The 1,502-nt window shown below is 76.0% G+C and carries 1 protein-coding gene; it reads right to left on the minus strand.

Going from position 1 to position 1,502, the window contains the following annotated elements; all coding sequences use genetic code 11:
- Nucleotides 1-111: 111 nt before the first annotated feature.
- Nucleotides 112-1,443: a glycosyltransferase gene (locus EBH09_RS21430; protein ID WP_121748592.1), complete on the minus strand. Its 1,332-nt coding sequence runs from the start codon at nucleotides 1,441-1,443 to the stop codon at nucleotides 112-114.
- Between the last annotated feature and the right edge of the window lie 59 nt (nucleotides 1,444-1,502).

The raw sequence follows: 1,502 nt of genomic DNA on the forward strand, positions 1-1,502 counted from the left end.
GGCCTGGGCCGGGCCCGCCGCCCGGCCCAGGCCCGCCCGCCGCGGGGACGCCCTCCCGCGCCCCGGCCGCTCCTGGAGCCCCGGCCGCTCCCGGAGTCTCGGACGCCTCGCTCATCGCGCCTCCAGTCCGACCGTACGCAGGGCGCGACGGGCCCGCACATAACCGACGGGGCCGTACAGCATGCCCCGGCGCTGCAACCGGGACAGGCGCCGCGGCCAGGGATGCGTACGGGAGTCGTGCCCGCCCGGCCCCTCCACCGCCACGTCCGCACCCTCACCGGTCGCGCGTACGGCGGTCAGCCCCCGCGCGTGCGCCAGTCCGCCCGGCACCCTGGCGAGGAAGGCCGGCAGCAGCGCGGGCCGGTTCACCAGGATCGCCGTGAGATACGCGGTGAGGCCCGCGCCGTAGCCGTAGGCCTGCGTCTCCAGGTCCTGCCAGGTCTCCCGGTGGTGGTGCCAGACCAGCGCGTGCGGGGTGTAGCGCAGCCGCTTCCCCTGGGCGAGGACGCGGACGAAGCCGTAGAGGTCGTCGCCGCCCCGCGCGCGCGTGCCCGCGCCGGTCGCGGGGTCGAAGCCGCCGACCGCCCGCAGCACGTCCGTACGGAAGGCCATGTTGGCGCCGGAGCCGAACCGGCCCGCGGTGAACGGGAACAGCGGCTCGTCGGCGGGCGGGTGCTCGGGGTCGTACGTCCGCGGGGTGAACCCCTTCGCGAAGCCGCCGTGGCTCTCCAGGAGCACCTGGGCGGGAGTGCGCAGCCGCGCGGGCAGGATCAGCCCCGTGGCACAGCCAAGGCGCGGGTCGGCGGCGAAGGGCGCGGTCAGCTCGGTGAGCCAGCGCGGGTCGGCGACCACGTCGTCGTCGGTGAAGGCGACCACCGCGCCCCGCACGACCGCGAGACCCCGGTTGTGGGCGATGGCGAGTCCGGGCACCGGTTCGCACACGTACCGCACCCGCTCGCCGTACTTGCGCTCGACCAGCTCCCGGGTCTCCTCGGTCACGGGCGCGTTGTCGACGACGACGATCTCGAAATCCGGGTGCTCCTGCGCGAGCAGCGAGTCCAGCGCGCGGGCGAGCTGGTCCGCGCGTTCCCGGGTGGCGACCACGACACTGGCGGACGGCGGCCGGGGCAACGGCTCGGGCGGAGCGCCCTGCGGCAGTTTCCGGGCGAGCCCGGACAGCACCTCCGTGGGATCCGCGCTCTCGGGTACGTGTCCGAGCACGGTACCGACGGGCCGGCCCGCCCGTCTGACCAGGAGGAACACCGAGCCGGTCGTCACCGGCGGGCTGCCCGGACCGGGTCTCAGCTCCGCGCCCTCGGCGCCCGCGGCCCTCCCGTCCTCCTCGGGGCCGAGATCCAGCTCGGCTACCTGCACCGGCCCGATGCTCAGGAACCCCGCTATCTCCTGCCGTGTCTCTCGCAACGCACGCCGCTCACCGGCCATGCGCCCACCCCCTCGTGGTTGCCCTCCGTCACGACCGGCGCAGCCGGGCCGCGCCTCTC

Origin of the sequence: Streptomyces sp. E2N166 (assembly GCF_003671715.1) — a bacterium.
Classification (GTDB): domain Bacteria; phylum Actinomycetota; class Actinomycetes; order Streptomycetales; family Streptomycetaceae; genus Streptomyces; species Streptomyces thinghirensis.